This is a genomic window from Microtetraspora glauca (assembly GCF_040656155.1).
Taxonomy (GTDB): Bacteria; Actinomycetota; Actinomycetes; order Streptosporangiales; family Streptosporangiaceae; genus Microtetraspora; species Microtetraspora glauca.
Window position 1 is genome coordinate 229,476 of sequence record NZ_JBFALK010000005.1, and the last position, 25,311, is coordinate 254,786.

Annotated in this window: 17 protein-coding genes; 6 read left to right on the top strand and 11 right to left on the bottom strand. The window is 71.8% G+C overall.

Annotated features, from left to right (window positions below; translation table 11 throughout):
• The first annotated feature begins 203 nt into the window (after nucleotides 1-203).
• Nucleotides 204-479, top strand: coding sequence for a hypothetical protein (locus tag AB0I59_RS12165; protein ID WP_061257613.1), 276 nt, complete (start codon nucleotides 204-206; stop codon nucleotides 477-479).
• Nucleotides 480-667: 188 nt separating this feature from the next.
• On the opposite strand, the gene AB0I59_RS12170 is transcribed toward AB0I59_RS12165, so the two are convergent.
• The 5 genes from AB0I59_RS12170 to AB0I59_RS12190 all read right to left on the bottom strand — a co-directional run bounded on the left by AB0I59_RS12170 (nucleotide 668) and on the right by AB0I59_RS12190 (nucleotide 3,491).
• A complete protein-coding gene (locus AB0I59_RS12170; protein WP_358132314.1) occupies nucleotides 668-1,849 on the bottom strand; it encodes a globin domain-containing protein in 1,182 nt (393 codons plus the stop codon).
• 77 nt (nucleotides 1,850-1,926) lie between these two features.
• Entirely contained in the window at nucleotides 1,927-2,373 is a 447-nt protein-coding gene (locus AB0I59_RS12175) for an RrF2 family transcriptional regulator (protein WP_061257615.1), read from the bottom strand.
• 97 nt (nucleotides 2,374-2,470) lie between these two features.
• Nucleotides 2,471-2,665, bottom strand: a complete 195-nt coding sequence (locus AB0I59_RS12180; RefSeq protein WP_061257616.1) for a DUF3046 domain-containing protein — start codon at nucleotides 2,663-2,665, stop codon at nucleotides 2,471-2,473.
• A 31-nt stretch (nucleotides 2,666-2,696) separates the two neighbouring features.
• Nucleotides 2,697-3,185, bottom strand: a complete 489-nt coding sequence (locus AB0I59_RS12185) for a VOC family protein (protein ID WP_061257617.1) — start codon at nucleotides 3,183-3,185, stop codon at nucleotides 2,697-2,699.
• Nucleotides 3,186-3,311: 126 nt separating this feature from the next.
• Entirely contained in the window at nucleotides 3,312-3,491 is a 180-nt protein-coding gene (locus tag AB0I59_RS12190) for a hypothetical protein (RefSeq protein ID WP_358132317.1), read from the bottom strand.
• 111 nt (nucleotides 3,492-3,602) lie between these two features.
• Between AB0I59_RS12190 and AB0I59_RS12195 the strand changes: the two genes are divergently transcribed.
• On the top strand, nucleotides 3,603-8,507 hold the full coding sequence (locus AB0I59_RS12195) for an ATP-dependent helicase (protein ID WP_358132487.1): 4,905 nt from the start codon (nucleotides 3,603-3,605) through the stop codon (nucleotides 8,505-8,507).
• 130 nt (nucleotides 8,508-8,637) lie between these two features.
• Here the strand turns inward: AB0I59_RS12195 and AB0I59_RS12200 are convergent, their stop codons facing one another.
• The 5 genes from AB0I59_RS12200 to AB0I59_RS12220 are packed head-to-tail and all read right to left on the bottom strand — an operon-like array spanning nucleotide 8,638 to nucleotide 15,193.
• On the bottom strand, nucleotides 8,638-9,963 hold the full coding sequence (locus AB0I59_RS12200) for a 2-oxo acid dehydrogenase subunit E2 (protein WP_358132319.1): 1,326 nt from the start codon (nucleotides 9,961-9,963) through the stop codon (nucleotides 8,638-8,640).
• Nucleotides 9,956-11,113, bottom strand: a complete 1,158-nt coding sequence (locus AB0I59_RS12205; protein WP_061257619.1) for an alpha-ketoacid dehydrogenase subunit beta — start codon at nucleotides 11,111-11,113, stop codon at nucleotides 9,956-9,958. Before AB0I59_RS12205 ends, AB0I59_RS12200 begins: the two co-directional genes overlap by 8 nt.
• Nucleotides 11,104-12,030, bottom strand: a complete 927-nt coding sequence (locus AB0I59_RS12210; protein WP_358132321.1) for a thiamine pyrophosphate-dependent dehydrogenase E1 component subunit alpha — start codon at nucleotides 12,028-12,030, stop codon at nucleotides 11,104-11,106. Before AB0I59_RS12210 ends, AB0I59_RS12205 begins: the two co-directional genes overlap by 10 nt.
• Nucleotides 12,027-13,631: a condensation domain-containing protein gene (locus tag AB0I59_RS12215; protein ID WP_358132323.1), complete on the bottom strand. Its 1,605-nt coding sequence runs from the start codon at nucleotides 13,629-13,631 to the stop codon at nucleotides 12,027-12,029. The genes AB0I59_RS12210 and AB0I59_RS12215 overlap by 4 nt, the downstream gene beginning before the upstream one ends.
• Nucleotides 13,628-15,193 (bottom strand): class I adenylate-forming enzyme family protein, encoded by a 1,566-nt coding sequence (locus tag AB0I59_RS12220; RefSeq protein ID WP_358132325.1) that lies wholly within the window; start codon nucleotides 15,191-15,193, stop codon nucleotides 13,628-13,630. Before AB0I59_RS12220 ends, AB0I59_RS12215 begins: the two co-directional genes overlap by 4 nt.
• Before the next feature lie 313 nt (nucleotides 15,194-15,506).
• On the opposite strand from AB0I59_RS12220, the gene AB0I59_RS12225 reads away from it, so the two are divergent.
• From AB0I59_RS12225 to AB0I59_RS12240, 4 genes are read left to right on the top strand one after another with little or no spacing between them, the layout of a single operon-like run.
• Nucleotides 15,507-20,999, top strand: coding sequence for a non-ribosomal peptide synthetase/MFS transporter (locus tag AB0I59_RS12225; RefSeq protein WP_358132327.1), 5,493 nt, complete (start codon nucleotides 15,507-15,509; stop codon nucleotides 20,997-20,999).
• Nucleotides 20,996-21,271: an acyl carrier protein gene (locus AB0I59_RS12230; RefSeq protein ID WP_358132329.1), complete on the top strand. Its 276-nt coding sequence runs from the start codon at nucleotides 20,996-20,998 to the stop codon at nucleotides 21,269-21,271. The genes AB0I59_RS12225 and AB0I59_RS12230 overlap by 4 nt, the downstream gene beginning before the upstream one ends.
• Nucleotides 21,268-22,590, top strand: a complete 1,323-nt coding sequence (locus AB0I59_RS12235) for a condensation domain-containing protein (protein WP_358132331.1) — start codon at nucleotides 21,268-21,270, stop codon at nucleotides 22,588-22,590. Before AB0I59_RS12230 ends, AB0I59_RS12235 begins: the two co-directional genes overlap by 4 nt.
• A complete protein-coding gene (locus tag AB0I59_RS12240; RefSeq protein ID WP_358132333.1) occupies nucleotides 22,587-24,506 on the top strand; it encodes a N,N-dimethylformamidase beta subunit family domain-containing protein in 1,920 nt (639 codons plus the stop codon). Before AB0I59_RS12235 ends, AB0I59_RS12240 begins: the two co-directional genes overlap by 4 nt.
• Here AB0I59_RS12240 and AB0I59_RS12245 read toward each other — a convergent pair.
• Nucleotides 24,485-25,129 carry a M15 family metallopeptidase gene (locus AB0I59_RS12245; protein ID WP_061257625.1) on the bottom strand — a complete coding sequence of 215 codons (645 nt, stop codon included), beginning with the start codon at nucleotides 25,127-25,129 and terminating at the stop codon, nucleotides 24,485-24,487. The genes AB0I59_RS12240 and AB0I59_RS12245 overlap by 22 nt on opposite strands.
• Between the last annotated feature and the right edge of the window lie 182 nt (nucleotides 25,130-25,311).

Consider the following 25,311-nt stretch of genomic DNA (forward strand, 5'->3'; position numbering starts at 1 on the left):
GTGGCGCGTCGCTCCCTCTTCCGGCGCGGTCCACGGTGTACGGCAGGATCCGACCGGGCGAGCGGCGGGCGCCGTACCGGGCGAGAGGGATGCACCACCCCAACCGCGAGGTCACATTCCCGGGCATTCCGGCACCGCTGTTGCCTGGCCGGTGACCTGCGGCGATCCTGGAGGAAAGCCGGTTCTTCCCCCAAGGCGGCGATGTGACGAGCACCAGCACCTACGGACCGCAACGCCGTACGCACCTGGAGACACTCGCCGGGCAACTCCCTGAACGTGGAATCGTCGGCCGCATGCTGGGCGGCGACGACCCCGTTCTCTGGGTGTGGCATCCGCGCACCGGACATCAGACGATCGTCTTCGCCACACCGACGATCGACGGCTGGATGTTCCTGTGGTCTCCGGACGGCCAGGAGAGCGCCGAGGACCCGGCAAGGACCGCCGACGCCGTGACGAAGCTGCTCTCCCGCACCGGCTGAACGCCACTCTCACGGCAGGCCCCGAGCGACTTCTCCGGACCGCCGCCGGACAAGCTCTCCAAGCTGAGCTCACCCGGCGGTTCGCCCAGCCGTCCCAGCCGTCTCCCGGGCGTCTCCCGGGCGTCTTCCTCCCGGGCGGGCCACATGGCCAGCCGTCTCGGCCGCTCGCCCTGCCGGCCGTACCGGATCTAGAGCCCCTGGTCCGGGCCGAACACCTCATAGTGGATGCGCTCGGCCGGGACGCCCCGGTCGAGCAGCCGCGCACGCACCTCGCGCATGAACGGCACCGGCCCGCACAAATAGGCGCGCGTGCCGTCGAGGACCTCGACGCCGGCCAGATCCACCAGACCCGTGCGCTCGGCGGGCCAGCCCTCCTCCGGCTCCTCGTACCAGACGTGCGTGACGGCCTGCGGGATCTTCTCGGTGAGCAGTTCGAGCTCCCCGCGGAAGGGGTGGCTGCGCGGGGTGCGGTCGCCGTGCACCACGGTCACCGGCCGCGTGGTCGCGCGCGCGGCGAGGTGGGCCAGCATGCTGATGATCGGGGTCGCGCCGACGCCCGCCGAGGCGAGCAGGATCGGGCAGTCACCCTCGTCGAGCACGACGTCGCCGAAGGGAGCGCTCACACGGAGGATGTCTCCCTCGCGGACGTTGGCGTGCAGCCAGGTCGACACCTCGCCTTCCGGGCTGTCCGCGACCCGCTTCACCGAGATCCAGTAGTCGGATCCGCCCGGCGCACAGGACAGGCTGTACTGCCGGATCTGCCGGGCTCCGTCCGGGAGTTCCACCTGGACGGAGACGTACTGGCCCGGCCGGAAGGACGGCGTCGGGCTGCGGTCGGCGGGCCGCAGCATGAAGGTGGCGACGTGGGCGGTCTCCTCGACCCGGCCGACCACCCGCCAGGGGCGCCACACGTCACCGTCCGCGACGCCCGAATCGGCGTACAGCCGCGCCTCCAGCGCGATCAGCGCGCCGGCCATCAGCCAGTAGACCTCGTCCCACGCCGCCGCCACCTCCGGGGTGACCGCGTCTCCGAGGACCTCGGCGATCGCGGCGAACAGGTGGCGGTGCACGATGCCGTACTGCTCCGCGGTGATCCCGAGCGAGGCGTGCTTGTGCGCGATGCGCGCGAGCAACTGGTCGGGCCGGGTGTCCGGGTGCTCCAGCAGCGCGACGGCGAACGTGGCGATGGAGCCGGCGAGGGCTCGCCCCTGCGACCCGTTGGCCTGGTTGCCCCTGTTGAAGAGGTCACGGAGCAGCTCAGGGTGGGCGTCGAACATCTTGCGGTAGAAGATCGGCGTGATCTCCCCGATCGCCCCTCCGACCGCGGGCAGGGTGGCGCGGACGACGGCCGCGGACTTCTCTGAAAGCATGACCACTCCTAAATCTGATTCTCAGATACCAATTTTTGGCGCGCGGCACCCATCGATGGCGTGCGACATCGACAGGGTTACGCGGGTGGGGACGTGAGCAGTTGGATAAGCATCGGCCTGGACGAGTCACCGACCAGATCTCGTACGGTCAACGGGTCCAGCGAGGCGTAGAACGCCTCCTGCGCCTGGCGCAGGGCCCCGCGCAGGCGGCACGCTCCACGCAGAGGACACGGCGGCTGGTCCTCGCAGCCGACCACGTCGTCCGATCCCTCCAGTTGACGCACCAGCCAGCCGACGGAGGCGTTCCGACCGGCCGTGGTGATCTCCAGACCCCCTCCCCTCCCCCGGCGGGTCTCCAGGACGCCGAGGTGCTGGAGCCGGCTGACCACCTTGGCGACGTGGGTGTACGGCGCGGCGACGGAACCGGCCACCTCCCTTGAGGTGGGCAGCTCCTCCGCCCCGTCTATCACCGCCAGGCGCATGGTCACCCGGAGCGCGAGGTCGGTGAACTTCGTCAACCGCACGACATAAAGGTATCAAAGTGGCATTTCGGAGTCGCATTTGGGGCTCCGTGAAGCGTCCCTCCACACAGGATGCGGGGCGCTCCGGGCGTACGGCCTGCTAGCGCAGCCGGGAATCCACGTCGACGACCGTGCAGACGGCGTGCCAGACACGCTTGGCCGCCACGCCGTCGGCCAGGGCCTGCTCGACGGTCCGGCCGCCGAGATCGGCGATGACGTAGTCCTTCGCCCACGATTCGGCGTACACCTCGCCGAAGTGGCGGTGCATACGGCTCCAGAAATCCGTCAGGCGCATTCCCCAAGTATGGTCCCGCCCCGGAGGTGCCTCAAATGACGCGGGAGCCGTACATCTCCCCGAGCGGGTCGGCGAGCAGTTCGAGCCGGGCACCGTCGGGGTCGCGGAAGTAGATCGACGCGCCGCTCTCGACCTGGTACGGCACGCCCTCGGCCTCCAGCTTGCTCCGCAGCCGCTCCCAGGTGGCGGGCGCGACCGAGATGGCGATGTGATGCACCCCGCCGAGAACCTCCTGGTACGGCCCGAGATCGAGGCCGGGCAGATCGAAGAACGCCAGCAGGTTCCCGTTGCCGATGTCGAAGAAGAAGTGGTTGGACCCCTTGTAGTCGCGGTTCTCGAAGATCTCGGTGAGCGGGAACTCGAGGAGCTCCTGATAGAACCGGATGGTCCGCTCGGGATCCGACGAGAGCAACGCGAAGTGGTGGAGACCTCTGGCGCTGCTCGGCGGACGGTTCTCGCGCAGGTAGCGCTCCCTGATCCGGGAGCGCTCCCGCTCGATGGCCTCGTAATCGATGTCCATAACCGTATGCTTGTCCTCTTTCCCGGATAATCAACGCTTCCCGGGCAATCAACGCTTCTCAGGCAATCAACGCCTCCCGGGCGATCGGGACTCGCGACACGGCTCTGTCTCCGGATGGTCAGCCGGTCACGGGGACCACAATCTCCGGGGCGACGCCCAGCGTTCTCGCTCCGACCTCAGCGTGTCGTACCACTCCGCCGGGCCGCGGTCGCCCGCCGGATCCCACACCCGCGCCCCGGTCCTTCTCGTACGCGTCCAAGCGCCCCACATCCGGCTCGGGACCTTCGTCGTGCCGTCCTCGCTCATTTCGCGCTCCCTTCGTTCGGTCACGCGTCCAGGCTCCACGGGGCGACTTGCTCGCGGCTTGGTCCTCACATGGTCACGGCGAAGATCATGTCCGTTTCTGTCGGTCGGCGGATGCATGATGGCGAGGTGAGCGTGCTCGACTACTTCAGCCAGGTGACCAGGGAGTGGTTCACCGGCGCCTTCGCCGCCCCCACCGCCGCGCAGGAGGGCGCCTGGTCGTCGATCGCGCGTGGCGACAACACCCTGGTCGTCGCTCCCACCGGATCGGGAAAGACGCTCGCGGCCTTCCTGTGGTCGCTCGACCGCCTCGCCGCCGCACAGATCGGGACGCCGACGGCGACAGTCCAACCCGACGCCGCGCCCGACACCGGGACCGGGGCCGAGGCCCGTGCTACCGGTGGGTCCCGGGGAAAGGGACCCAAGCGGCTGTGCCGGGTGGTGTACGTGTCGCCGCTCAAGGCCCTCGCCGTGGACGTCGAGCGGAACCTGCGGGCGCCGCTCACCGGGATCAGGCAGACGGCCCACAGGCTGGGCGTTCCCGCGCCGGAGATCTCCGTGGCGATCCGGTCGGGCGACACCTCGGCCGAGGATCGCCGCCGGTTCGCGGCCCACCCGTCGGACATCCTGATCACCACGCCCGAGTCGCTCTTCCTCATCCTGACCTCGCAGGCGCGCGAGGCGCTGCGCGGCGTCGAGACGGTCATCGTCGACGAGGTGCACGCGGTCGCCGCCACCAAGCGCGGCGCCCACCTCGCGCTGACCCTGGAGCGGCTCGACGCGCTGCTGCCCGAGCCGGCGCAGCGCATCGGCCTGTCCGCGACGGTCCGGCCGGTGTCGGAGGTCGCGACCTTCCTGGGCGGTGCCCGTCCCGCCACGGTGGTGCAACCGCCGTCGGACAAGGTCATCGAGGTCGACGTCGTCGTCCCCGTGGAGGACATGACGGAGCTGGCGCCTCCTCCGCCCGGGATGGACGGCGAGCCGGCCGAGCACCGGCGCAGCATCTGGCCCCACGTGGAGGAGCACCTGCTCGACCTGATCGAGGCGCACCGGTCCACGATCATCTTCGCCAATTCGCGCCGCCTGTCCGAGCGGCTCTGCACCCGGCTGAACGAGCTCGCGGACGAACGCGCGTCCGCCGACCCGCCGGAGACATGGGCGGCGACGACGGCACCGACCGCGACGGCACCACCGGGTGATCGCCCGCGCGGCTCAGTGGGCACTCCCGCCGAGATGATGGCGCAGGCCGGGGCGTCCCGTGGCGCGCCCGCGGAGATCGTCCGGGCACACCACGGCTCGGTGTCCAAGGAGGAGCGGTCCCAGATCGAGGAGGCGCTGAAGTCGGGGCGGCTCCCCGCCGTGGTCGCCACCTCCAGCCTCGAGCTGGGCATCGACATGGGCTCGGTCGATCTCGTCGCGTGTGTGGAAGCGCCGCCGAGTGTGGCCAGCGGGCTGCAGCGCATCGGCCGGGCCGGGCACCAGGTCGGCGCCGTGTCCCGAGGGGTGATCTTCCCGAAATATCGCGGCGACCTCGTCCAGACCGCCGTCGTCGCCGAGCGCATGCGGAGCGGCCAGATCGAGGAGCTGCGCTACCCTCGCAACCCCCTCGACGTGCTGGCCCAGCACATCGTCGCGATGACCGCGCTCGACGAGTGGACGGTCGACTCGCTGGAGACCCTCGTCAGGAGGGCCGCGCCGTACGCCACGCTGCCGCGCAGCGCGCTGGAGGCGACGCTCGACATGCTCGCCGGGCGATACCCGAGCGAGGAGTTCGCCGAGTTGCGGCCGCGCATCGTGTGGGACCGGGTGACCGGCACCCTGCGGGGCCGTCCGGGCGCGCAGCGGCTGGCCGTGACGAACGGCGGCACGATCCCCGACCGGGGCCTCTTCGGTGTGTTCCTCGTCGGCGAGCGGGCCTCCCGGGTCGGCGAGCTGGACGAGGAGATGGTCTACGAGTCACGCGTGGGCGACGTGTTCGTGCTCGGCGCGACGTCGTGGCGGATCGAGGACATCACCGCCGACCGGGTGCTCGTCTCCCCCGCTCCGGGCCAGCCGGGCAAGCTGCCGTTCTGGCACGGCGACGCCCCCGGCCGCCCGGCGGAGCTCGGCCGCGCCATCGGGGCGTTCATCCGGGAGCTGTCCGGCGCGGGGCTCTCGTCCGAGCCCGGCCGTACGTCCGGGAAGGACCGGCCGTCCGAGAAGAGCCAGCCGTCCGGAAAGGACCGGCCCTCACCGCAGGACGCGGCCGCCGTGGTCCGCGTCCGTGACGCCGGGCTGGACGAGTTCGCCACCGGCAACCTGCTGGCCTACCTCGGCGAGCAGCGCGCCGCGACCGGCTACGTGCCGGACGACCGCACCCTGCTCGTCGAGCGCTTCCACGACGAGCTCGGTGACTGGCGGGTGGTGATCCACTCACCGTACGGCGCGCGCGTGCACGCCCCGTGGGCGCTCGCCATCGGACGCCGGCTGCGCGAGCGGTACGGCGTCGACGTGCAGGCGATCCACTCCGACGACGGCATCGTGCTCCGCATCCCGGACACGCTCGACGAGCCGCCCGCCGACGTGGCGGCCTTCGACGCCGACGAGATCGAGCAGATCGTCACCGAGGAGCTCGGCGGCTCGGCGTTGTTCGCCGCCCGGTTCCGTGAGTGCGCCGGGCGTTCCCTCCTGCTGCCGCGCCGTACGCCCGGGAGGCGGACCCCGCTCTGGCAGCAGCGTCAGCGCGCGGCCCACCTGCTGGGCGTGGCGAGCAGATATTCGGGCTTTCCCGTGGTGCTCGAGACCATGCGCGAGTGCCTGCAGGACGTCTTCGACGTGCCGGGCCTGGTCCAGCTGATGCGCGACCTCGCGGCCCGGCGGGTCCGGCTGGTCGAGGTGGAGACCGCGCAGGCGTCCCCGTTCGCCGCGTCGCTGCTGTTCAACTATGTCGGCGCGTTCATGTACGAGGGGGACGCTCCGCTGGCCGAGCGGCGCGCGCAGGCCCTCGCCCTCGACACCGCGCTGCTGGCCGAGTTGCTCGGCCAGGCGGACCTGCGCGAGCTGCTCGACCCCGACGTGGTCGTCGAGGCCGAGCGAGAACTGGCTCGCCTCGACCGGCCGCTTCGCGACCCGGAGGATCTGGCCGACCTGCTGCGCACCCACGGCCCGCTGCTCGCGGAGGACGTGTCGATCCGCGAGGGCGACCCCTCGTGGCTGGTCGGGCTGGAACAGGCCCGCAGGGCCATCCGGGTGCGCGTCGCGGGCGAGGAGCAGTGGGCCGCGGTCGAGGACGCCTGGCGGCTGCGTGACGCCCTCGGCACCCCGCTTCCCGTCGGAGTGCCGCAGGAGTTCCTTGACGCCCCCGTCTCGGCCTCCGGGGCCGGGACGGCACGCCCTGATCCGCTCGCCGATCTGGTCGCACGCCATGCCCGCACGCGGGGGCCCTTCCACGCCGATACGGCCGCCGCCAGGTTCGGGGTGGGCGTCGCGGTGGTCGGCGACGCGCTGCGGCGGCTCGCCGCGACCGGCCGGGTCGTGTCCGGGGAGTTCCGTCCCGGCGGCCGTGGCGAGGAGTGGTGTGACGCGGAGGTGCTGCGGCTGCTGCGCCGCAGGTCGCTGGCACGGCTCCGCAAGGAGGTCGAGCCCGTCCCGCCCGAGACGCTGGCCACGTTCCTGCCCGCCTGGCACGGCGTCGCGCCCGTCCGGCCCGCGCACGAGTACGGCGACACCGGGCGGCGCGGCGGCCCGGCGCGGGCGATGGACGACCTGGTCAACGCGATCGAGCGGCTCCAGGGGGCCGCGGTGCCCGCGTCGGCGCTGGAGACGCTGGTCCTGCCCGGGCGGGTGCCGGGGTACTCCCCCGCGCTCCTCGACGAGCTGACCGCGTCCGGGGACGTCATCTGGACGGGCCAGGGCTCCCTGCCGGGCGGCGACGGCTGGGTCTCGCTCTACTTCGCCGACACGGCTCCGCTGCTGCTGCCCGAGCCCGCCGCGATCACGATGACGCCGCTGCACGAGGGCGTCCTGGCCGCGCTGGGCGGCGGGGGCGCGCTGTTCTTCCGCGAGCTGTCCAACCGGGTCGCGTCCCTGACGATCGACGCCTCCGGCCCCGGCGGAGCCGTTCCCGACGATCAGACCCTGGCCGCCGCGCTGTGGGACCTGGTCTGGTCGGGGCGGGTCACCGGTGACACGCTGGCACCGCTGCGCTCGGCCCTCGGCTCCGGGCGGCCCGCGCACCGGCCCCCGGCGAACCGGTCGCTCCGGCGCCGCCGGGCGGTGCTGCCGACGCGTGGCGGGCCGCCCACCGTGAGCGGCCGGTGGTGGCTGCTGCCTGATCCCTCTGACGACGGCACCCAGCGCGCGCACGCCCAGGCCGAGATCCTGCTCGAACGGCACGGCGTGCTGACCAGAGGCGGGGTCGGCGCGGAGCGGCTGCCCGGCGGGTTCTCCGCCGTCTACCAGGTTCTTCGGGCGTTCGAGGAGAGCGGCCGGTGCCGCCGGGGCTACTTCGTGGAGGGGCTCGGCGGCGCTCAGTTCGCGTTGCCCGGAGCCGTCGACCGGATGCGGGCCATGTCCCCGACGGCGTCTCCCGCACCGGCCGGGCCGCCCGCGCTCGATGACCTGTGGACCACCCCGGCGCCGCGCGCGCCGCGGCGCGTGGTCGTACTTGCCGCCGCCGATCCCGCCAACCCGTACGGCGCGGCCCTGCCCTGGCCCGACCGGACCGGTGAGGTCACCCACAAGCCGGGACGCAAGGCGGGCGCGCTGGTGGTCCTGGTCGAGGGCCGGCTCGTGCTCTACGTGGAGCGCGGCGGCAGGACGCTGCTCTCCTTCGGCGCCGGAGACGGCGGCGCCGACGGCACCGGGGACGATCTCCAGCCGGCGGTCGACGCGCTGGCCCTGGCGGTGCGGGAGGGGGCGCTGGGGAAGCTCACCGTCGAGCGGGCGGACGGGACCGCGATCACGGATTCACCGCTCGCCGCGGCCCTGGAGGCGGCCGGCTTCCATCCGACGCCGAAGGGCCTGCGCATCCGCGCCTGAGCGGCGCGGGTGCCCTTTCGGACATGGCAGCCCAGGCACATGGCTGCCCAGACACATACCTGCCTAGGCACATACCTGTCTAGGCACATACCTGCCCAGGCACATGACTGCCCAGGCAGCGGCCCGGTCCTCACGGTGACCGTCGGACGACCTCCTCCGGCGCCTCCAGCAGGGCCTTGAGCGCGCGGAGGAACAGCGCGGCGTCCCTGCCGTTGATCAGCCGGTGGTCATAGGCCAGGCCGATATCGGCGACGGTCCTGCTGACCACCTCACCCGCTTCGAGCCGGAGCACGGCCTGGGGCGCCGTCACCGCGAGCGCGCACACGTGCCCCGGGAAGATCAGTGGGATCGCGAGCGTGACATCCCCGTCGTGGTGCAGGGTCACGACGATGTTGGCCCCGGTCAGGTCGTTCTCGCGGAAGTCCCCTGTGACCGCGGCCAGGCGGTACTCCATCAGGCGATTCGCGACATCCCGCACCGATCGCCCGGCGGCGTCGTGGATGACGGGCACGTAGAGTCCCGCACCGGTGTCGATCGTGACGCCGATATGCGGGGCTTCCGCCGTCATGGCCGAGTTCTCATCGACGATCGTGGCGTAGAACAGCGGGAACGTCGCGTGGAGCCGGGCCACCGCGCAGGTCACGAGTTCGGGCAGGCCGACGGGCCGCCTGATCTCCCTGGTCAGCTGGGCGGCCATCTCCAGCCCCGCCCCGACGTCGATCTTCATCACCGTGTACGCCGCCGGGATGGTCTCGTGTGATGAGCGCACCGCCCTCGCCACCGCCCGCTGCACACGCGAGAGCGCGTACGGCACGCCCGCCACGCCGGAGGCGGGATCGGGAGGCGCCCCGCCGGAGGCGGGATCGGGAGGTGTCACGCGATCGGCCACCAGCCGTTCGACGTCCGCGGTGCGGACGACCGGAACGCCGAGAGCGCGCACCTCCTCCGGATCGATGCCGAGTTCGCCGATCAACTCCTGTGCGGGCACGGTGATCAGTGGTTCATGGGACGGCCCCCCACCGGACACCGCCCCCGTCCCAGCCGCCGCCATCCCGGGCGCCCCCGTCCCGGCCGCCCCTGTCGCAGTCTCCCCCGTCCGGGAGGCGGAACCCGCCCCGGAGGCCGAATCCGTCCCAGACGTGGAACTCACCTTGGACACGGCACCCGCACCGGGCGCGGAGCCGCGGTCGGCCGTACCCGGCGGCGTGGGTGACGGCCGCTCTCCTCCGGTGGTGATACGGGCGATCACGGCGCCGGGCGGGCAGTCGGCGTTCACCGGGAGTTCCCGCCACACGAAGCCGTCTTCCTCGGCGACGAGTTCCTCCGTGGCCTTGGACGTCTCCAGGAGCACGATGGGATCGCCCGCCTCGACCCGCTGCCCGTCCTCGACGAGCCACTCGACGAGGACGTACGCGGTGTCGTTGCTGTTGAGCTTCGGCACCCGGATATCAGTCACGAAGCGCCTCCAGCACCGCGTCGTAGATAGTGGACTCACGCACGAGCACGCGGCTCTCCAGATGGGCGGCGGCGGGGATCACGCTGTCGGCGGAGCTGACCTGCCGCACCGGCCCCCGGAGATCCCGCCACATCAGCCGGTGGATCCGGTGCGCGACCTCGCTCCCCCATGTGCCGCCCGCGGTCCCGTCCTCCACGACCAGTACGGCTCTCGCCCGCCGCAGCCCGGACAGGAGCGGCTCTGTGCCGGAAGTCGCCGGAGAACCAGCGGAACCAGGCGGACCCGGCCGGTGGGACCCACCGGCCTCAGCGAACCCAGGGCCCCCACCTGAGCCACCTGAGCCGCCGGAACCACGGAGCGCGTCGAGGGAGCCGGCCGGGTCGGAGGAGTCGAAGAGGTCGAAGGGATACAGCCGCGAGGGCACGTACAGGCAGCAGGTCACCTCGCGTTCCAGCAGCAGGGCGCGCATGGCACGGGTCACCCGGTCCACCATGCCGCCGGGCGCGATGATGACGCAGTCAGCCGCCTCCGGATCGTCGAGGAAGACCCGCGCGACATCGACTCCCGCGGTCCCCGCCGTGACCATGTCGTACCGGAACGGTTCGCAGACGTCGTACATCGTCCGGGTGTAGAGCACCTTGTCCTCGAAGAACACGGACGGCTCGCCCGAGGCCAGCATGGCGTTCATGACCGCGCGGTTGTCGTGGAGCGGTGACATCTCGTAGACCGACAACCCCGGCACGCCGATGAAGTGCTTCTGCATGCTCTGGCTGTGGGTCGGCCCGTACCCCCGGCCGCCTCCGGTGGGACACCGCACGATCATCCTCATCGGGACGCGGGAGCCGTACATCGAGCCGGATTTGGCGGCGAAGTTGACGATCTGGTCGAAGGCGAGCGCCACGAAGTCGCCGAACATGATCTCGACGATGGCCGTGTCCCCGCAGAGGGCGAGCCCGGCGGCCAGGCCGGTGATGCCGGCCTCGCTGATCGGCGTACCGAGCACGCGGCCCGGAAACCGGCTGGACAGCCCCTTCGTGACCTTGAATGCGCCCCCGTAGGGGTCGAGGATGTCCTCGCCGATCACGTACGCCGTCGGGTCGGCCTCCAGGACACCGTGCAGGGCCGCGTTGAGGTTCTCCACTACGCGCATGGATCCCACCTCGACAGCGGACGCGCGGCGACCTCCTGGACGATCGCCGCGACATGGGCCCGCCGGGCCTCGTCCGCGCGGGTGAACCGGCCGGGATCGGCTTCCGCGTATCGGCGATGCCAGTCGTGGGCCTCGGCATCCCGTACGGCTTCGCGGGGACGGGTGTCGTCACCCTTGCTGTGCGGACCGAGCCGGTGGGTCGCGAACTCGACGACCAGCGGCCGGTTCTCCAGCCGCACCTCGGACAGGAGCGGCGCGAGATCGTCCCTGATCAGGTCGATGTCGGAGGTGTCGATGCCGTGGTGACGCACTCCGAACGCCTGGGCGCGGGCGCGGATGGTCCCGGCCATCTGGCGGGCGGTCGGGGTGGACTGCGCGATCCCGTTGTTCTCGACGACCACGAGCAACGGCAGCCGCCAGAGTGAGGCGATGTTGAGCGCCTCGTAGACGGCGCCCTCCCCCCACGTCCCGTCACCGATGTACACGCAGGCGAGGGCCCCGGGCGAGGTGTGCTTCAGGTGCAGCGCCACGCCGGTGGCCACCGGGAGGCTCTCCCCCTGCACACCCGTGGACATGTAGCGGTCACGGAGGATGTGCTGGCTGCCTCCGACCCCGCGGCAGACCGCTCCCTCCCTGCCCAGGATCTCGGCGAGCAGCCCGGCCGGGTCCTCGAACCGCGCGAGGTAGTGGCCGTGCCCCCGGTGGTTGCTGAAGAGGAAATCCATCTCGCCGAGCAGCGGCCGGAGCGCGACCGGCACGTACTCCTGCCCGAGGCAGGTGTGCGTGGTGCCGTTGATCCTCCCCTGGCCGAACAGGTCGAGTAGGGCCAGTTCGAAGTGCCTGATCAGGAGCAGCAGGTCGAGATCGCCGTCGTCCGGCAACGGCGGGCGGGCGAGTACGGCGGAGGGCTCGGTCACCGGCCGCCGTCCATGTCGCCCGGCCCCAGCCCGGCGCGCGCGAGCGCCGTACCGGAAGCGCGCACGGGCACCGTCTCGGAAGCGCGCACGGGCGCCGCCTCGGACGCACTCGCGGACGCGCTCTCCCGGTGCTCGACGCTCTCCACCACCCCCGCGATCGTCGGCGTGTCGAAGAAGACGTCGAGCGGCACCTCGATGCCCAGGCGCTTGCGCATCCGGGCGATGATCTGGGTGATCGTGAGCGAGTGGCCGCCGAGGTCGAAGAGGTCCTCGTCGTCACCGATCTCGTCGATGCCGAGAACTTCCTGCCAGATGACTCTGATCTCGTCGGCGAGGCCGGCCGGTTCGGCATGGCCGTCGCCCGACAAGATGTCCCCGAGCGCCGAGTCCGGATTCTTCATGATCGTTGTGAGGTCCTTCGCTATCTGGGTGACCCCCGAGAGGGTGCGCGGGTTGTACTGCAGCGTCACGTCGAGACCGTCGGGGCCGTCGACCGCCTGGATGTGCAGGACGCTGCGGACGGAGCGGTTGAAGAGCGCCCACTCGACCGTGGCCCGAAGCCCGGCGAACTCGGGCGCGGACCCCCGCCTGCGGTAGCTCACCGAGACGGGCGCCATCGCCGTACGCGGCCGGAGACCGCGGACGGCCCGGGCGAGGGGTACCGGCCGGAACCGGTACATCCGCCGCAGTTCCGTGTGGAGCCAGGCGGCGAGTTCGGCGAGGGTCAGGCGCGGCGACGGCGTCGACGCCACCGGCAGTTCGTTGACGAAAAGCCCGATGTGATCGCGGCTCTCGGGCGTCCGCGTCGACATGTCGACCGCGCACACCGGGTCCGCGTTGCCGTACGCGAACAGCAGGGCGTGCACGGACGCCAGGAACAGCTCGAAACGCGAAAATCCCGGCGCGCCGGGCGCGCCACCCGCATCCGGGACGTGCCCCAGGTCGCCGAGGAAGGCGTGAACCGCACCCTCCTCCGCCCCTCGCGACCGTCCCGGCCGATCCGCCGGGGCAGAGAGGCCGCGCAGGACCACGTCCGCGGGTTCCCGCCAGCGGCTCCGCCAGAACTCGCGCGCGTCGCCGAGGAGTCCCGCGACCCGCTCGCGCTCGGCCGCCGCGTGGTCGGCGTACGTCCCCTGGAGTGGCGTGACCGGGGATCCGTTGTAGAGCGCGGCGAGATCGCGGACCAGGATGTCCTTGGACTCGCCGTCGAAGACCAGGTGGTGCGCCACGATGATCAGGACGTGCCGGGCGGGGCCGACCCGGGCGAGCCGGAACCGGGCCAGCGGCCCTCTCCCGATGTCGAACGGCCGCAGGATCTCCTCGCGGACCAGGTCGTCGACATCTCCCGCGAGGGTCACGTCCACGCTCGGAGGGGCTCCGGGCACCTCCACCGGAACGCCGTCGCGCTCCACGATCGCGGTCGAGAGGACGGGATGACGCCTGATCAGCGCCTCACACGCCCGGACCAGCCTGGGGGCGTCCAAGAGCCCGTCGAAGGTGACCAGCAGCGGCATGCGATACGCCGAACCGGCCCGGCCCATGCGCTCGGTGATCCACATCCCGACCTGGGCGAACGACGCCTGCGCCGGAGCGGTGCTCATGAGCGCGCCCGCAACGCCCGTTTGTCCACCTTGCCGCCATGGTTCCTGGGCAGCGCCTCCAGGGTCACGATCTCGGAGGGGATCTCGTGCCGAGCCAGCCGGTCGCCGAGGAAGGCCCGCAGCGCGGGCAACGACACCTCATTGGCCTCGGCGCCGCCCCTGCCGATTTCCCCTGTACCGCTCTCGGCACCGCCCGCGCCACCGCCCGCGCCACCGCTCTCGGCGCCGCCCGCCGGGCCGCGCCCCCAACCTCCCCGGTCCGGTGGCTCCCCGGGAGCCCGCACCACGACGGCCGCCGCGACGGCCGTACCGAGGACGGGGTGGGGAACGCCGTACACGGCGGCCTCCCTCACGGCGGGATGCGCGTGAAGCGCCTCCTCGACCTTGAGCGTGGAGACCTTGAACGCGCCCGACTTGATCACGTCGCTCTCCCTGTCGACCAGGTAGAGGTAGCCGTCGTCGTCGATGTAGCCGAGATCGCCCATCCGGATCCAGCCGTCCTTGAAGACGTCGGAGGCGACCGGGGAATCGTTGTAGTACGCGCGGGGCGCGGCGGGCGAGCGCATCCACACCTCACCGGTCTCTCCGGGAGGTAGCGCGTCACCGTGGGACGAGGTGATCCGGACGTCGCCGCCCGCGGCCGCCCTGCCGACGGAACCCGGCCGGTCCGGATCGACGATCATGATCGTCTGGGCCGGCGCCGCCTCGGTCGAGGTGTAGTAGTTCGTGATCGTCGCGTTGGGGAACATTCCGGCCAGCCCGGTGGCGACCGCCGCCGGCAGCGGCGCGGCGGCAGAGCCGAGCAGCAGCACGCTGGACAGGTCGTGGCTCCCCCGGTGGCCCAGCAGCTCGATGGCCATCGCGGGGACCACGAACACCGTCCCGGCACGATGTTCCGCGATGAGCCGCGCGAAGCGATCAGGTGTGAAGCGCGGCAGGGTCACCACGGCCGGATGCGCGTTGAGCGCGTTGACCAGCATCATCTGCCCCGCGTTCGTCCCGATCGGGAAGGCGTGCACCAGGTGCCGCGAATGGGCGAACATCCTCAGGGCCGGGCGGCGCGGCCGGAGGAGCGCGCCGAAGGCCAGGTTGGCGTGTGTGGCGGCGACGCCCTTGGCCGTCCCCGTGGTGCCCGAGGTGTAGAGGATCTGCGCGAGGGCGTCACGCCCGGTTCGCGCGTCGGGCGGCTCCGCCGCGCCCTCAGGTAGATCGCCCAGATCCCTGATGATCATGGATGCCGAACAGTGCGCCGCGATCCGTCCGACCTCCGCGACCGGTGTCCGGTCCGGCAGAGGTACGGCCACCGCGCCCGCCTTGAGCACTCCGATGAATGCGATCGCATAGTCGATCCAGCACGCGCCAGGAAAGATCAGTCCGATCCGTTCGCCGTTCCGCACGCCCATGGAGAGCAACGCGTTGGCGACGGCGTTCGACCGCACCTCCCACTCCTCGAAGGTCAACTCACCGACCCCGTGAACGATCATCGCGACCGCGTGGGGTTCGGCCGCCGCCCTGGCCGCGAGCAGGCGGGGAAGCGTCGGGAATTCGATCGCAGTTCTCACTGGACAACCTCCGAAAGATCGGATGAATGAAGCTCACCCATCGACCGGAAATTATTATTGGAAGGATTGTTTCCAGTTACTCCGAGGGGAGAGTCTGACACGACGCGGCAACGTGCGACAAGTGGGAGCGCCTATCCAATGCCCTATCTCGTCGGAGTTTCCATTCGCCGCAAGGCTTGTGGCCCCGGCCGCCGCATGCCAGACTTGACCCCACACGATAACTGCAAAGAAACTTTCCTATTATTACTCGCCGGCACCTTCCTCCGGCCATTTAGGGCTGCAGTCATCCGATCTATGGGAGGCGTACGCCTGGATGCTTGCCATCTCTGACATTCCGCTGTCCCTCGGCCAGGAACGGCTGTGGTTCCTGCACGAGCTGAACCCGGACGACGCCTCCTACAACATCTGCGTCACCGAGCGGCTTCGCGGACCGCTCGACGCCGTCGCGCTGGAGCGCGCCCTCGGCGCGGTCGTACGGCGGCACGAGGTGCTGCGGACCCGCTACCCCTCCGTGGACGGCAGGCCCGTGCAAGTGATCGACGACGCCGTCCCCGTGCTCGAACGCGTCGCCGCGTCACGCGAGGACCGGGCCGCCGAACTCGTCGCCGAGCTGACCAACCGGCCGTTCGACCTCGCCCGCGGCCCGGTGATCCGGGCCCGTCTGATCACGCTCACCGGAGGCGACGGCGCCGACGACAGCGCGGCGAACGAGCAGGGCGGGCCCCGCACCGAGCACATCCTGGTCGTCGTCCTGCACCACATCGCGGGCGACGGCTGGTCACTCGGGGTGCTTTTCCGCGAGCTGGCCGCCCATTACGAGGCCTTCCTGAACGGCACGCCGCCCCGCGTCCCCGACCTGCCCATGCGGTACGCCGATCACGCGATCCGCCAGCGTGCCCGGGACCATGCCCAGGAGCATGACCGCTCGCTGGACCACTGGAAGGAACGGCTGGCCGGGGTGCCCGTCCTCGCCCTGCCCACCGACCGGCCGCGTCCCCGGACGAGGAGTTCGCGGGGCGGCTGCGTCACACGCGCACTGCCGGCCACCCTGACGGACCGGCTCACACGGCTGGCACGGGCCCAGCGGGTCACGCTGTTCATGCTGCTGCTCGCCGCGTTCCAGACAGAGCTGTCCCGCTACTCGGGCCAGATCGATTTCTGCGTGGGCTCCCCGGTGGCCGCCAGGGACGACGAGGACACCGAGCACCTGATCGGCTTCTTCCTCAACACGCTCGCCATCAGGACCGACCTCTCCGGCGATCCCTCCTTCAGGGAGGTGCTCCGCCGTACCCGCTCGACCGTGGTGGAGGCGCTGGTCCACCAGGGCACGCCGTTCGACCGACTGGTCACCGAGCTCGGCGTCGAACGCGACCTGAGCCGGACTCCGGTCTTCCAGACGCAGTTCAGCCTGCGTAGCGAGGCGAACGACGGCCCCGTCCTCGCCGGGGTCACCGCCGAGCGGTACGACCCGGGGTTCCGGCAGGCGAAATTCGACCTGTCGCTGGAGATCCTCCCGTCCGGGGACGTCCTCAAGGCATTCTTCGTCTACAGCGCCGACCTCTTCCACAGGGCGACCGTCGAACGGTTCGCCGCGAACTTCGAGACCCTCCTGTGGTCCGTCGTCACCGACCCGGACACGCGGATCTCCGAACTGGAGCTGATCGCGCCCGACGAGCGGAAGGTCATCGCCGGTTGGAGCGCGTGCCCGACCGTTCCCGAACCGCCCGCACCGACGCTTCCCGAGATGGTCGCCGCCACGGCTCGCCGCTCCCCCGGAACCGTGGCCGTGCGGTACGGCGACGCCGAGTTGACCTACGCCGAGCTGGACGCGCGCGCCGGAGGGCTGGCGGCACGGCTCAGGGATCTCGGCGTCGGGCCCGACGTTCCCGTGGGCATCTGCCTGGAACAGTCGATCGACCAGGCGGTGGCCATCCTCGGCGTGCTGAAGGCGGGCGGGGCGTACGTGCCGCTCGATCCGGAGCAGCCCGGGGAGCGGCTGCGGCACATGCTCGAAGGCGCGGCCGTACTGATCGCCAGGACCGGTGGTGACGGCGCCCGGGGCGCTCCGGGCGCCCATGGCTCCCTGGACGGCGGAACAGCCGTTCCGCCGGGGCCGGACTTCGCTGGACCGGTGATCGACCCGGGCGACCCGGGCATCCCGCGTGCGGGCACAGGGCAGTTGGGCACAGGGCAGGCGACCACAGGGCGGGTGGGCACGGAGGAAGGAAGCACGGGTGACGGGGGAGCCGACGCCGCCGCCCCGTGGCCGCCTCCGTCGCCCGACGACCTCGCCTACGTCATCTACACGTCCGGATCGACCGGGCGGCCCAAGGGCGTGTCCGTACAGCACAGGCAGGTCATGAACTACCTGGCGGACGTGCACGAGAGGTTCGGCGTCGCCGAGGGCCGGAGCTTCGCCCTACTCCAGTCGCTCACGTTCGACTTCGGCATGACCGTGTTCTACCTGTCGCTGATGACCGGGGGCACGCTCCACATGCTGCCCTCGCGCATCTCCGCGCCCGAACTGGCGGCGTCCATGCCGGGGATCGACTACCTCAAGATGACGCCCTCACACCTCGGCGCGCTGGCGGCGGACGTGGACGTGCGTGCGCTCCTCCCGAGGCGGCTGCTGATCCTGGGCGGTGAGGGGTCGAGCTGGGAATGGGCCCGCGGGCTGGCCGCGCTCGGCGCCTGCCAGGTGGTCAACCACTACGGCCCCACCGAGGCGACCATCGGCGTCACCACCTACCAGGTCGGAGCGGACGTCGAACCCACGGGGCCGATCACGCCGATCGGGCGGCCGCTCGGCCACGCACGGATCCTCGTCCTCGACGCGCACCTGCGGCCGGTGCCGGTCGGCGTGCCGGGCGAACTGTGCGTCGGCGGCGACCGGCTGGCCCGCGGATACCTCGGCAGGCCCGACCTCACCGCCGCCGCGTTCGTCGAGTCCGAACGGCACGGCCGGATCTATCGCACCGGCGACCTGGCCCGATGGCTGCCGGACGGCACCCTCGAGTTCCTCGGCCGCCGCGACCTCCAGGTCAAGATCCGCGGATACCGGGTCGAGCTCGGCGAGGTGGACGAGGCCCTGCGGCTGTGTCCGGGCGTCGCCCACGCCGTGACCGACGCGCGAGGGGGCGAGCTGGTCGCGTACCTGGTGGCCGGCGACGTGGCTGACAACGTGGCCGGCAACGCGGCCACCGGGGCGGGTCGGCCCGGCGTCGCTGAGCTGCGCCGGGACCTCGGCACCCGGCTGCCCGACTACATGGTGCCGACCCGCTATGTCTGGCTGGACGAACTGCCGCTGAAGGGACACGGCAAGGTCGACCGGGCAGCGCTGCCCGACCCGGAGGGCGACCGTCCGGACCAGGAGGTGCCCTTCGAGCCACCGGCGGACGAGGTCGAGGAGATCATCGCCGCGGCGTGGTGCGATGTGCTCGGCCTGCGCCAGGTGGGCGTGCTGGACGACTTCTTCGACCTCGGCGGTCACTCGCTGCTGGCCACCCGCGTGGTGGCCCGTCTGCGCCGCGAGTTGCCGCCCGGCGGCCATCCGATCGGCCTCATGGACCTCTTCCAGCGGACCACGGTCAGGGAGCTGGCCGAACTGGCGAGGAGCGGCGCCGGCCCGCGCGGCCTGCTGTACGAGCTGACCGCGCCGCGTTCGGGGCAGGTGACGTGCACCCTGGTCTGCGTGCCGTACGGCGGGGGAAGCGCGGTCGTCTACCAGCCGCTGGCCGACGCGCTTGAGGAGACGTGGACCCTGTTCTCGGTCGCCGTCCCGGGACACGATCTCGGGCTGGCCGAGGAACCGCGCCCGCTTGAGGAGGTCGCGGAGCGGTGCGTCGAGGAGATCGCGGAGAAGGTGACCGGCCCGCTGGTGCTGTACGGCCACTGCGGAGTCGGAGGCGCGCTGACCGTCGAGATCGCCCGGCGGCTGGAGGCCAGGGGAAGGGCGGTGGAGGCCGTCTACATGGGCGGCGTGTTCCCCTTCGCCCGTCCGGTCAAGGGGCTGATGGGCCGGTGGGCCGCACTCACCCGGCTGGAGCGGCTGCGCAGCGACCGGGCGGAGCTCAACTGGCTGACCGCGCTCGGAGCCGATCTGTCGGAGCTGGACGACGACCAGAAGGCGTTCGTCATCCGCAACATGCGGCATGACGCCCGGGAGGCCGAGGAGTATTTCACCCGGCTGATCGAGGAGGGCGCCGACCGGCTGTCCGCGCCGATCATCTCGGTCGTCGGCGAGTACGACCCGGCCACCGACTACTACGAGGAGCGCTATCGGGAGTGGGGGTTCCTGACCGGCACGACCGCTCTGGTCGTCCTGGAGGAAGGTGGCCACTATTTCCTGAAATATCGAGCGAACGAGTTGGCGGCCGTCGTCACCGGCACCCATCGGCGGCTCCCGGCCGTCCTCGGCGGTGCCGCCCTGACGGCGGACCCCGGTCAGCCGCCGGCACCGGATCACGCGGCGGACCCCGGTCAGACGGGGGAACCGGATCGCACGGCAGGACCCGGCCGCACGGCAGGACCCGGTCAAGTGGCCGGACCCGAGCCGACGGTACGCCGATTCCTGACGGTCGCCCTGGGCCAGATGGCCTGCCTGATCGGCTCCACGCTGACCGAGTTCGCGATCCCGGTGTGGATGTACCTCAGGACCGGATCCATGACGCAGTACGCGGTGCTCCAGATCCTGGCCGTGATCCCGGGCATCCTGGCGGCCCCCCTCGCGGGCGCGATCGTGGACCGGTCGAACCGCCGCACGGTGATGATCACAGGTAACGCGGCCGCGCTGGCGATCCAGTCGACGGCCGCGCTGCTCCTGTGGGCCGGCCACCTCGGCACCTGGCCGCTGTACGGCCTGCTGACCGCTCTGTCCGTCGCGCTGACCTTCCAACGGCTGGCGTTCACCTCGGCCGTGCCGCAACTCGTGCCGAAGCGCTACCTCGGGCACGCGAACGGCGTCGCGCAGACGACCCTGGGCGTCGCGCAGTTCATCGCGCCGCTGGCCGCCGTGGGCCTCCTGTCGGCGGCGGGGCTCCAGGGCATCCTCGTACTCGACGTGGTCGGACACGTGTTCACGCTGCTCGTCCTGGTGCTCGTGGCCTTCCCCGCGACGATGGCGCACCGCCGGAGGGAGGCCGTCGGCCGGGAGATCGCGGAGGGGTTCCGGCTGTCGATGGGCGACCGGAGCTTCCGCGCCATGGTGATCTTCTTCGCTCTGCTGTCGCTCGGCCTGTCGCCGGTCTTCATGATGTACTCGCCGCTGGTGCTGTCCTTCGGCACCCTGGCGGACGCGGGTGCGATCGCGCTCGTCGCGGGCGCGGGCGCGGTGGCCGGCGGTCTGACGATGGCCGTGTGGGGCGGTCCCGCACGCGGGCGGATGCGCGGGATGCTGCTCGCCACGTCGCTCATCGCCGCGTCCTGCCTGGTCGTGGGGCTCGACACCTCGCTGGTCCTGATCGGCGTGGGCGCCTTCGGGGTGTCGTACGGGCTGGCCCTGGTCAACGGCATCTACACGACGATCATCCAGGTGAAGGTGCCGCAGCGGTTCCACGGCCGGGTGTTCGCGCTCAACCAGATGGTCGCCTGGTCGACGATCCCGCTCGGGGTCGGCGTGATCGCCCCGCTGGGCACCCGACTGCTCGGCGACATCGGCACGATGTACGTGGTGTTCGGCGGGTTCATCGCGGCCGTCGTGCTCGGCTCGCTCCGCGTCCGCGTCCTGGCCCGGTTCGACGACGAGGTCCCGGACGCCACCCCCGACGATCTCGTCGGACTCGAACGGCGATCTCGGAAGCCGGCATGAGAAGCACCGGGGATCCCGGCGCGGAAAGGGACCGAATGCTGAAGGAACGACTGGCGGAGCTGGTGTCGGAATCATGCGACGGCGAGATCACCACGGCCGAGGCCCTGGAGGCGACCGTCCCGCTGTCCTACCTCGGCGTCACCTCCCTGGCCCAGATGCGCCTGATCGACGCGCTCGAACGGGAATACGGCGTGGAGATCGACCTCGGCGGAGACGTCTCGTTCCTCGACAGCGTCGACGGGCTGGCCGCGTGGGTGTCGGCGGCGCGATGATCTCCTTCGCGGGCACGCGCTCCGGCAGGGCCCCGCTGACCTGGGGCCAGCGGGCGATCTGGGACGCCATCCGGCGGACGGCGCCCGACGACCGCTACTTCAACTTCGGCCGGGTGCTGGAAGTGCCGAGGGGCGCGCGGCCCGCGTCGGTCGCGTACGTGTCGCGCGGGATCGGGCTGCTGGTCGAGCGGCACGAGGCGCTCCGCACGCTCGTCGGCCCGGGAGCGTGCCAGGACCTCCGCGACCGGGGCGTGCTCCCCGTCCGGATCGCGGCGGGCGCGGACCCCGACCTCGTCCTCGCGGAGCTGTCCGCGACCGCCTTCGACTACGCGGACGAGTGGCCGCTGCGGGTCGGGCTCGTGACCGGCGGCGGCCCCCTCCATGAGGACGAGGTCACCCACGTGGTGCTCGTCTTCTGCCACATGGCCGCGGACGGGCTAGGCGCGGAGCAGGTGGTCCGTGACCTGCGGTTGTTCCTCCTGCGCGGCGGGTTGCCCGGCGATCCGCCGCCGCAGCCGCTCGACCTGGCCCGATGGCAGGAGTCCGTGGCCGGCAGGAGACAGGCGGCGGCCGCGGCCACCCACTGGGAACGCGAGTACCGCCGGATCCCGGCCACGATGTTCGACCTGCCGTCCGGCGCCGCCGAGCGGCCCCCCGTCCGGCGGGCCGCTCTCTCCTCCCCGGCGATCGACCTGGCCGCCCAGCGCCTGGCCGTACGGCACGGCACCAGCACCTCGACCGTGCTGCTCACGGCGGTGAGCGCGCTCGTCGCCGAGGTGACCGGCCACGAGACCGTCGCCGTCCTGCCGATCGTGAGCAACCGGTTCGGCCGGGACACCCGGACCGCGGTGACCACCCTGTCGCAGGAGGGGCTGTTCGTCCTCGGAACCGGCGGCTCATCGGGCGGCCCGGTGCGCACGCGGCCCGGGGCCGGGTTCGCCGACCTGCTCGCCGCGGCCCGCGCGGCCGTGCTGCGGGCCTATCGGAGCGGTTACCACGATCCCGGCGACCGGGAACGGATCGTCGCGGAGACGAGCCGGGAGCGCGGCGTCCCGATCCACCCGTACTGCTGTTTCAATGACATGCGCTTCACCGAGCGGGCGACCGACCACGACGACGAGCTCATCCGCAGAGCGCCGTCGGAGACATCCCTGACCTGGCCGCTGAGCCAGGACGAGCTCAACTGCCGGTTCTGCGTCCATGTGAGCGACGCGACGCGGGTCTCGGTCACGGCCGACACCCGCTGGCTCTCGAAGGCGGACATCGAGCGCTACCTGCTCGGCCTGGAGAGGCTCCTCGTCGAGGCGGCCCTGCGTTGACCGCGCCCGCGATGACCGGAGGCGTGCGCGCCTACGCCACCGCCACCTCGTGCGCGCAGGGGGAGGCACTGGAGTTCCGCCTGGACGGCCCGGGCGAGCTCGGCGTCGCCGTCCACGACGCGACCGACGACCGGCTCATGCTGGCGGCCTCCGTACGCGGGCCGTCCTGGCGGCTGGAGGTGCCGCCCGACTGGCCCAGCTCGCTCTACCGGGCCCGGTTCGTCGCCGGCCCTCCCGAGCCTGATGTGCCCGTGTCCCGCGCCTCCGGCGACCTTCCCGGTTCGGGAGCCTCCCCGGACGACGAGGTTTACTTCGTCGTACGGCAGGCCGTGCCGGGGGCCACGTCACCGATCCTCGTGTCGATCCCGTTCGCCACGTGGCAGGCGTACAACCGGGCGGGCGTTCCCGGGGAGAGTGTGTACTGGACCGAGCAGCCGGACCGCGCCGCGCGCGTGTCGTTCGACCGGCCAGGCGGCGGGCCGCCCCCCGAGCGCTGGGAGGACGGCATGCTCCGCTGGTTCGGCCCGGCCGGCTACGCCGTCGAGTACTGCTCCGGCCTCGACCTCGACCTCGATCTGCTGTCCGGCTACCGGCTGCTGGTGGTCAACGGGCACGACGAGTACTGGACTGCCGAGATGCGCGACGCCTGCGAGGAGTTCGCCCGGCGCGGCGGGAACATCGCGTTCTTCTCCGGAAACACCTGCTGGTGGCAGATCCGGATGGAGGGCCGGACCATGGTCTGCCATCGCGACCCGGTGACCGATCCCGTCGAGGACCCGCGCCTGACGACCGTCGAGTGGTCGAGCGCGCCGGTCTCCCGTCCGGAGAACTCCCTGACCGGCGTGAGTTTCCGCAACGGTGCCGGTACGTGGGGCACCTTCATGCCGTTGATGCGGGAGGAGTCGTACACCGCGAGGTTCGCCGGGCACTGGGTCTTCGAGGGCACCGGGCTGACCGACGGCGACAAGTTCGGCCAGGGAGCGCTCGGCTACGAGACCGACGCGGCCGAGTTCACCGAGATCATGGGCGTGCCCCGGGCCACCTGCCGGGATGGCACCCCGCCGTCGTTCGTCGTGCTCGCGACGGCCGACCTGCGGCACTGGGACTCCTGCGGGCAGGGCGGCTGGGCCACCATGGGCGTCTTCTCCCTCGGCCGCGGCACGGTCTTCAACGCGGCGACGGTCAACTGGGGCAACACGCTGCACGACCCGGTCGTCGACCGGATCACGCGGAACGTCCTCGACCGGCTCTCCCGGCCCTGCCGTCCGGGCTGGGAGGTCATCGGCCCGGCCGGCGACATCCACGCGCTCGCCGCCTGGCGCTCGGCGCTGTACGCGGTGAGCGCCGACGGCACGCTCCTGACCCGCGAGCTGTGCGGGCAGAACCTGCGCTGGTCGCCGATCGGTTCCGCGGGCGGGGTACGCTGCCTCGACGCACCCCGTGAGGCCGCCGCCGGGCTCGGCACCGGCCTGTACGGCGTGACCTCCGGCGGCGTGCTCCGCTACCGCGAGGCGACCCCGGATCCAGCGGACTGGATCGACGTGGGACCGGCGCCGAGGGACACGGTCGCGCTGGCGGTGAGTGACGGCGCGTTCTTCGCCGCCACGTCGGCCGGCCGTCTGTGGACGGCGTCCTTCGGCGAGCTCGCCGCGGCCGCCGTGACTGCGCCGGTCTGGCGGGACGCCGGTGACTCGGGCGGCGCGATCTGCCTGAGCGGGAGCAACGGCCGCCTCTACTCCCTCGGGGCGGACCATCGCGTCCGGACCCGGCCACCGGTGGCCGGCCCGGCGCCCTGGTCCGACCTCGGCGAGGCGTTCGGGGCCACGGTGCTCACCGTCCACGCGGGCCGGTTCGTGTCGGCCGGAACCGGCCGGGAGTTGAGGTGGCGGGTCGCTCAGAAGTCGACCGGCCCGTAGACGGCCGCCTCGGCGCCCGTCGTCATGGCCCAGTAGCGGTCGCCGTAGGACCAGTGCCACCACTCGGTGGGATAGTTGACCAGCCCGGCGGTCTCCAGCGCGGTCGAGAGGATCTTGCGGTTCTGCCGGGCGTCCGCGCTGATGTCGGGCGCGTCGGTGTAGCATGCGCCGTCGCTCTCCTCCGGGTTGTCGTTCACCGCGGTGCCCATGTCGAGCTCGACGCCGTCGTCGTCGCACAGCGTGAGATCGACGGCCGCTCCGGCGGTGTGGGGCGCGACCTCGATCGGCGAGACGTACCGGCTGGCGGCGCTGTGCAGCTCCTCGGGCGACATTTCGGGATATGTCGCCCGAAGCTCATCCTTGTAGTCCTCGAAGTACTTCCGCTGCAACGCGAGCGGGCGGTACCCCTCCACGACCACGATGTGGCACCCGGCCGGAAGCAGTGCCTGGGCGTCCTCCAGCCGGGCCAGCACGCCTTCCCGCAGGTGGGCGTAGGCCCCGGCGTCGTCGGCGAGCCGCCCGTCCACGCGGAGCCGGCCGCGGACGTCGCTGAGCGGCTCTCCGCACTCCGCGACGGGGAGGGAGGTCACGCGGGGATCGGAGATGAGGACGATGTCAGACATGGTCAAAAACTACCCGCTCGCTGGGAGCGCCCGGACTGACCCGTCACCGACGCCCCTGAGGTGGCCCCGCGATCTCCCCGTCCCGCCCGGCCTGTCCGCCGACCGGCTGACGACGACCGGATCCGCACGTTCCCCGCCCCTGCCGCCGACCGGCTGCCGGATCAGATGCACGCGTTCCCCCC